The 7,652-nt window shown below is 65.2% G+C and carries 4 protein-coding genes; all 4 read right to left on the bottom strand.

Features of this window, described 5'->3' with window-relative positions:
* Positions 1-410 precede the first annotated feature (410 nt).
* The gene (rsgA, locus tag ACFE7U_RS07445) at positions 411-1,427 is read right to left on the bottom strand and encodes a ribosome small subunit-dependent GTPase A (RefSeq protein WP_375409107.1); all 1,017 of its coding nucleotides are present in this window, start codon (positions 1,425-1,427) and stop codon (positions 411-413) included.
* 177 nt (positions 1,428-1,604) lie between these two features.
* On the bottom strand, positions 1,605-4,577 hold the full coding sequence (gene fdhF, locus ACFE7U_RS07440; protein ID WP_375409094.1) for a formate dehydrogenase subunit alpha: 2,973 nt from the start codon (positions 4,575-4,577) through the stop codon (positions 1,605-1,607).
* 99 nt (positions 4,578-4,676) lie between these two features.
* Positions 4,677-6,395: an NAD(P)H-dependent oxidoreductase subunit E gene (locus ACFE7U_RS07435; protein ID WP_375409093.1), complete on the bottom strand. Its 1,719-nt coding sequence runs from the start codon at positions 6,393-6,395 to the stop codon at positions 4,677-4,679.
* 125 nt (positions 6,396-6,520) lie between these two features.
* Positions 6,521-6,844, bottom strand: a complete 324-nt coding sequence (locus tag ACFE7U_RS07430; protein ID WP_375409092.1) for a hypothetical protein — start codon at positions 6,842-6,844, stop codon at positions 6,521-6,523.
* Positions 6,845-7,652 lie beyond the last annotated feature (808 nt).

Genomic DNA, 7,652 nt, shown 5'->3' with positions numbered 1-7,652 from the left:
GGAGCAATCCACCAACACCTCCTTCGTCCGCAGCTTGCACCTGCGTGCTGAGGCCAACCAGAAGTGTTGCACAAGCAAACCACATGCGCAGACCATCGTTGTATCTGCGCATCATCTGTCATCATCCCCGGTTCTGATGGGACAAGACCCAGTTCGGTCTCGGAGGTTTCAACCGTATCTGATTCATTCAGTTCCTTTGCGAGACTGAAGATCCGTCGCTCGGAAGTCTGCTTGGCCACAGGACGCGTGCAACGAGAGAGAACCTGAGACGTGGTCGATCCGCCGGGGGCGCCCGTTCGCCCTCGCACATGACGGCGTTGGCCAAGCGATGGTCGGCGGCGCAAGGGCGACCGACGGTAGGATGTTCGACCTCCATCGCCGCCCGGTTCGTCCTCACGGGAGCGACGCGATCAACGTCTCTTGTTCGCGCGAGATCCGAACGGCTCGGCAATCTTGTGGCCGCTTTCGTCCATCAGCTTGCGCCAGCGAGCCAGCCGGTCGCCGTCCAACGTACCTGCGGCGACGGCCGCCTGGACGGCGCATCCCGGTTCGTGAGCGTGGGTGCAGTCTCGGAAGCGGCAGGACGGGGCAAGCTCGGTGATCTCGGAAAACAGCGTCCCGATACCGTGAGCTGCGTCGCTGACCTGCATCGAGCGCACACCGGGCGTATCGATCACCCAGCCGCCGCCCGCGATCGCGTGAAGCGATCGCGCGGTGGTGGTATGGCGTCCCTTGGCGTCGTGCACGCGGATCTCGCCGGTCTTCTGAGGCGCCACGCTGCTAGGCCCGGCCAGCGTATTCACCAGGGTGGATTTGCCCACGCCCGAGGAGCCGACGAGCGCGATGGTCCGCCCCGCGCCGCACCAGGGAGCGAGGTCGGTCGCCGCATCGCCGGAGCGAGGGTTGGCGATCAGGACGGTCAGCCCACGCTGCAGAGCGGCCGCTTCCCGCTGATAATCGAGCGCGTCGACGACGAGGTCAGCCTTGGTCAGAAGGACCACGGGATCGACTCCGCCCTGGTTCGCCAGCGCGAGGTAGCGTTCGAGGCGCGCGAGATTGAAATCGGCGTTGCAGGACGTGACGATGAAGAGCGTGTCGATATTGGCGGCAGCGATCTGTGGCGTCCTGCTGCCTTCGGTATGACGCCCGAGTTCGGTCCTGCGCGAGAGGCGGCGGTTCAGCGTCCGGGTGTGCGGATCGATCAGCGCCCAGTCGCCGACGGCGAAATCGCCGGTATTGGCATGAACCGGCAGGCTCAGCTCGACGGTTCCGGTCGGCGTCAGGGCGGTGAGCCGGGAACGATGGATCGTAGCGATCCGTGCCGGGACTAGCGCCTCCTCGTGGAGCTCACGCTGCTCCTCGAAAAACTCCGACCACCCAAGGTGATCGAGCGACACGGGGCGGGCATCATCGAGCGAGTCCATCATGCGAGCGTCCCGCCGATCGGCGTCGAAGCTGGCAGCCCGACATACGTTCCGTATGCGTCGAAGACCGACACTTTGACAGCCCCCGTGACCGGATCGCCGGTCGGCCAGCATGCGTTCGGCGGCATCGCCGAGCGCACACTGACTTCGGTTTCTGATCCCCGGAGCGGGCTGACCGCGCTACTCGGCGGCGATCAGTTCCTGTGAGACCGTCTCGATCCGTGCCGCGCAGAACTTGAACTCCGGGATCTTCCCGAACGGATCGAGAGCAGGGTTCGTCAGGAGGTTCGCGGCGGCCTCGGCGTAGCAGAACGGCATGAAGATCATCCCGATCGGCACGTCGCGATCGGAGCGCACCTTCACGTTGATCGCACCGCGCCGTGTCGCTAACCGCATGGTGTCGCCGGCCTTGAGGCCGAGGCGATGCAGCTCGCGCGGCGACATCAGGGCGACCGCTTCCGGCTCGAGGGCATCGAGCACCTCCGAACGACGGGTCATCGACCCGGTGTGCCAGTGTTCGAGCACGCGTCCGGTCGATAGGATCATCGGGTACTCGGTATCCGGCACCTCGTCCGGCGAGACGATGTTGGCGGGCACGATCTTCGCCCGGCCGCTTTCCGTGGGGAAGCCGGAATAGAAGATGATCTCGTTGCCGGGTTCATCGGCGGAATCGACCGGGTAGGTCACGGCGCCTTCGCGCTCCAAGCGTTCCCAGGTGATGTTGTTCAGGGACGGCATGACCTGCGCCATCTCGCGGAAGATGTCGGCCGGCTCGGCATAGGTCCAGGACTGGCCCATGCGATTGGCGAGTTGCGTGATGATCCACCAATCCTGGCGGGCGTCCCCCGGCGGCGGAACCACCGGACGGGCGATCTGCACGCGGCGATCGGTGTTCGTGAACGTTCCGCCCTTCTCAGCGAAAGCCGAGGCGGGCAGCACCACGTCCGCATGGAAGGCCGTCTCGGTCAGGAAGAGATCCTGGACGACGAGGTGATCGAGCATCGCCAGGGCATGCCGGGCGTGGTTGAGGTCGGGATCAGACATCGCGGGGTTCTCGCCCTCGACGAACATGCCCCGGATCGTTCCGGCATGGATCGCCCGCATGATCTCGACGACGGTGAGCCCGGCCTCGCGATCGAGCGCCTGTCCCCAGAAGTTCTCGAACAGCTCGCGGACGGCGGACTTCTCGACGGATTGATAGTCCGGATAGACCATCGGGATCAGTCCGGCGTCGGAGGCGCCTTGCACGTTGTTCTGGCCCCGCAGCGGGTGCAGGCCGGTGCCGGGCCGCCCGATCTGGCCCGTGATCAGGGCGAGCGCGATGAGGCAGCGGGCATTATCGGTGCCGTGCACGTGCTGGCTGACGCCCATGCCCCAGAAGATGAGGGAGGCCCGCGACCTGGCATAGAGACGGGCGACCTCGCGCAGGGTCTCGGCCTCGATGCCGCACACGGCCGCCATCTTCTCGGGCGTGAAGTCGCGGATGCGCTCCTTCAACTCCTCGAAGTTCTCGGTGTATCCGGCGATGTACTGCTCGTCGTAAAGGCGCTCCTCCACGATCACGTTCAGCATCGCGTTCAGCATGGCCACGTCCGTGCCGGGCTTGAAGGCGAGGTGATGATGGGCGAGGCGCGAGAGGGCCTGGCGGCGTGGGTCCATCACGATCAGCTTGGCGCCGCGATCCTTGACGGCGTTCTTGATGAAGGTCGCCGCCACGGGGTGGTTCACCGTCGGGTTGGCACCGATGATGACGATCACGTCGGCGTCCAGCGCGGCGCTGAACGGTGCCGTCACGGCGCCCGAGTTGAGGCCTTCCATGAGGGCCGCCACCGACGAGGCGTGGCAGAGCCGCGTGCAATGGTCGACGTTGTTCGAGCCGAAGCCGAGGCGAACGAGCTTCTGGAACAGGTAGGCTTCCTCGTTCGACCCCTTGGCCGAACCGAAGCCCGCCAGCGCACGCGGACCTTGCGTGTCGCGGATCTTCGTCAGACCACCGGCGGCGCGATCAAGCGCTTCCTCCCAGGTCGCTTCGCGGAAGTGCGTCCACGGATTGGCCGGGTCGACCTGATCGTTGGCATCCTTGCCCACGTGGTCGAGGCGGATGAGCGGCTTCGTCAGCCGGTGGGGATGCTGGATGTAATCGAAGCCGAAGCGGCCCTTCACGCAGAGGCGATTGTGGTTCGCCGGGCCGTCGCGCCCGTCCGCATAGACGATCTTGTCGTCCTTGACCTTGTAGGAGACCTGGCAGCCGACGCCGCAATAGGGGCACAGCGAATCGACCTCGCGGTCCGGGTAGACGGTGCGGGTCTGGCTATCGTCGAGATAGGCAGCCGGCATCAGCGCCCCGGTCGGGCACGCCTGAACGCACTCGCCGCAGCTCACGCAGGTGGACTGGCCCATCGGGTCGTCGAAGTCGAAGACGGGCTTCGTGCCGGCGCTGCGGTAGGCCATCCCGATGACGTCGTTGACCTGCACCTCACGGCAGGCGCGGACGCAGAGATTGCACTGAATGCAGGCGTCGAGATTGACGCTCATCGCCGGGTGGCTGACGTCGGCGCCCCAGCGGAGCGAGGTCGGGAAGCGGCTCTCGGTGATGTCGACGTGGTCGGCCTGGTGCCAGAAGTGGGAATCCGGATCGTGCGAGGTCTCGCGGGCTGGCTGGTCGGCGACCAGGAGCTCGAGCACCATGGCGCGGGCGCGCTCGGCGCGTGCCGTGTCGGTCTTCACCTTCATGCCGACGCCCGGCACACGCTTGCAGGAGGCCGCCAGGACGCGCTCGCCCTCGATCTCCACCATGCAGGCGCGGCAATTGCCGTCGGGCCGGTAGCCCGGATCGGGCTTGTGGCACAGGTGGGGGATGTGGTTGCCCAAGCGCTTGGCGATCGCCCAGATCGTTTCGCCGGGACGCGCTTCGACCTGCTCGCCATTGAGCTCGAACACCACGCCCGGGATTCCCGCCGGAATGTTCTTGAGACCGAGGGTCCCGCTGGCGACGGGACCCGCCTGCCCGCCGGATTTCACGCCGGGCGAGTAGGCACTCCCGGCGTCCGGAAGGGCACCTGGGCCTTTTCCACCGGCATCCTGCGAGCCCTCGGGGGCCTTGACGAGCGGATCGGTGCCATTGGGATTGCTGTTCTGAGTGCCGCTGCTCATCAGGTCCTGCTCCCGCGCCCTGGCTCGCCAGAGTGCTGCTTGTATCATGAGAACGCCTCGGGGGCGTTCCGGTACCGGTGATCGTCGTCCGCCGACCCGCTATTCAGCCGCCTGCGGAAGAGGCGTCGGAAAGAGGTCGGGGAAAAACTTGATCACGCTCGTCAGCGGGTTCGAGGCGGCCTGCCCCAGGCCGCAGATCGAGGCGTCGCGCATGCAGTCGGCGAGCTCGCCGAGAAGCTGAGTATCCCAGGCACCCTGCTCCATCAGCATGCGGGCCTTCTGCGTGCCGCTTCGGCACGGCGTGCATTGTCCGCACGACTCGTCCTCGAAGAAGCGCATGAGGTTGAGCGCCGCGCCCTGGACGTCGTCCTGGTTCGACAGGATCACCACGGCCGCCGATCCGATGAAGCAGCCGTACTTTTCCAGGGTGCCAAAATCGAGCGGGATGTCGCTCATCGTGGCCGGCAGGATGCCGCCGGAGGCTCCCCCTGGCAGGTAGGCCGCGAAGGTGTGGCCTTCCGCCATGCCACCGCAATACTCGTCGATGAGCTCGAGGACCGTGATCCCCGCCGGCGCCAGCTTCACGCCGGGCTCGCGCACGCGCCCCGAGACCGAGTAGGAGCGAAGGCCGATGCGGCCGTGGCGGCCATGGCTCTTCCACCATTCGGCGCCGCGCTCCAGGAGATCGCGGATCCAGTAGAGCGTCTCGACATTGTTGATCAGCGTCGGCCGGCCGAACAGGCCGACCTGGAACGGGAACGGCGGCTTGTGCCGCGGCAGGCCGCGCTTGCCTTCGAGCGACTCGATGAGGGACGATTCCTCGCCGCAGATGTAAGCGCCCGCGCCGCGTCGCAGGTGGATGCGCGGGCCGCCGGCGGGGAGCTTGGCGATCTCGCGCGCCAGGATCTCCAGGGCGATGGGGTACTCGTCGCGGATGTAGAGATAGACGTCCTCGGCCTCCACCACGTGCGCACCGATGAGAGTGCCTTCGAGGAAGCGGTGCGGGTCGGTGTTGAGGTAGTGCTGGTCCTTGAACGTGCCGGGCTCGCCCTCGTCGCCGTTGACCGCCATCAGTCGGGGACCGGGTTCGCCGCGCACGGAGCGCCATTTGCGGCCGGTCGGGAAGCCGGCGCCGCCGAGACCGCGCAAGGAGCCGTCGTCGAGGACGGACAGGACGGTGTCGACGCTGAGTTCGCCCGACCGGAGCCGGTCGAGCGTCTTGTAGCCGCCGGCCTCGCGATAGGCATCGTAATCGATGTAGCTCGGCAGGTGAGCGTGGCTGTCGCCGGCCTCGACGGCAGCCTTCACGGACGCGACGTCGGCGCGGTGGAGGAAGTTGTGGCCGACCTCGACGGCAGGAGCATGGTCGCACAGCCCGACGCAGGGCGCCCGCACGACGCGAACCTCGGACCCGAGCTCGGCCTTCAGAGCCTCGAGCAACGGCTCCGCCCCATGCATCGCACAGGTGATACTGTCGCAGACCCGCACCGTCAGGGCCGGAAGGGCGGCATCGCCCTCCTTCCGCACGTCGAAATGCGCGTAGAACGTCGCGGTCTCGAACACCTCGGCGAAGGCGAGCTTCATTTCGTCAGCCAGCGCGGCGAGGTGGTCGGCACTGATCTGGCCGTAATGGTCCTGGATCAGGTGCAGATGCTCGATCAGCAGGTCGCGCTGGCGCGACGCCGTGCCGAGCAGGGCCCGGACCTCCTCGATCGCCTGCCCATCGACCTGCCGCCCCTTCGGAACGGCGCGGGCGTTCGCCCGCCCGCGGCCGGGATGATCGAAGGTTTGCACCTGGGTTATGTCGTGTCGGCTCATGCCACCATCCTACCGCTTGTATACAAAATACCAAGAGCCAAGTTGCTCACGTTTAGCGGTTTGAGCGGTATCCTGCCAGATGCGAAACGATGCAAGGGCGACAGCCCTTTCGAGATCGGGCCGCCCTACTGTCCGCCAAAAGCCCGTAAGGGATGGTCGGCCTCCGATCGATGATGCATGTTCACGGTTCCCGAACCCGCATCCACCGTCACGAGGCGCGGACCGCTGACGGCGTTCAGCACTTGCTCGAATTGATCGAGTGCCTTGTTGATGCGCTCGATGTCATCAGGTCGAGATGCGTCCGTCCACGCACTGCCGGAGCATGCGGCCAGGACAGTGTCGCGGACCCTTGCGGTCAATTCCTTCGTCAACGGAGGTTTCGTTCCGGCGACGTATGCGTCGGTGATGATCGCCGACAGGTCCCGTGGGTCTCTCGATAGATCGCTCATGGACTTGTTTCCTTTCTCCGGAACACCACCTTGATCAATGAATTTTCTCCGTGACAAAGAATCGACTGTGTTGGTGTATCCGCTTCTACGATCGGCCGGGACTCACACTCGTCAAAATATACATCTTCGCGGGCTCAAAGTGTTTAATTCATTCAATCACCGCGTTTAGGGCGCAACCATTGCTTTGAAATGATACTTGAAGCGCGTCCTTAGCTGAGCCATTGCGAGTGAAGATGATATCCCTTTCTTCGATGGATAGGAAGCTGAACGGCTTCTCACCATAAGAACGGGCAAAGTCGCAAGCGAAACTACAATCGACCAGCTTCCAACAATCCTGTCCGAGATCTGAGCGATGGGCGGCGGTTCCGCTGACATCTAACACGTGACTGTCTGGCCATCGCTGGCGACATCAAGACGGCAGAGTAGCCGAGAACCGCTCATCGCGCGTCGATGTTCTGGAGGGCAGGCTGACCCGGTAGAGGCAAGGCGAGCGGCGCCGGGACGTGGGATGGTCCGGCGCCGCAGCTGGGGTCAATCAGATCGAGAAGGAACCGAAGCCGTCGAAATCGGCACTGGTCCGCGGCGGCAACGTTCGTTTCTCGGCGAGACCGGTCGGCTGGGACGTCACCTCGGTCCGTTCGGCGGGAACGGCGCCCTCACGCCGATCGGTCGGGACCAGGTTCTGTGATGACGGTATCGACGGCCAGATCGGCCGATCCGGAAGGACGAGCTTTCTCATCAGCGCATCTCCTATGTCTACGTCGCTTCATCGCGTTAAAGCAGAATGCAAAATACCAAAGGCGGCCTC

Origin of the sequence: uncultured Methylobacterium sp. (genome assembly GCF_964251405.1) — a bacterium.
GTDB lineage: Bacteria > Pseudomonadota > Alphaproteobacteria > Rhizobiales > Beijerinckiaceae > Methylobacterium.
This window is presented reverse-complemented; position numbering and strand designations above follow the sequence as displayed.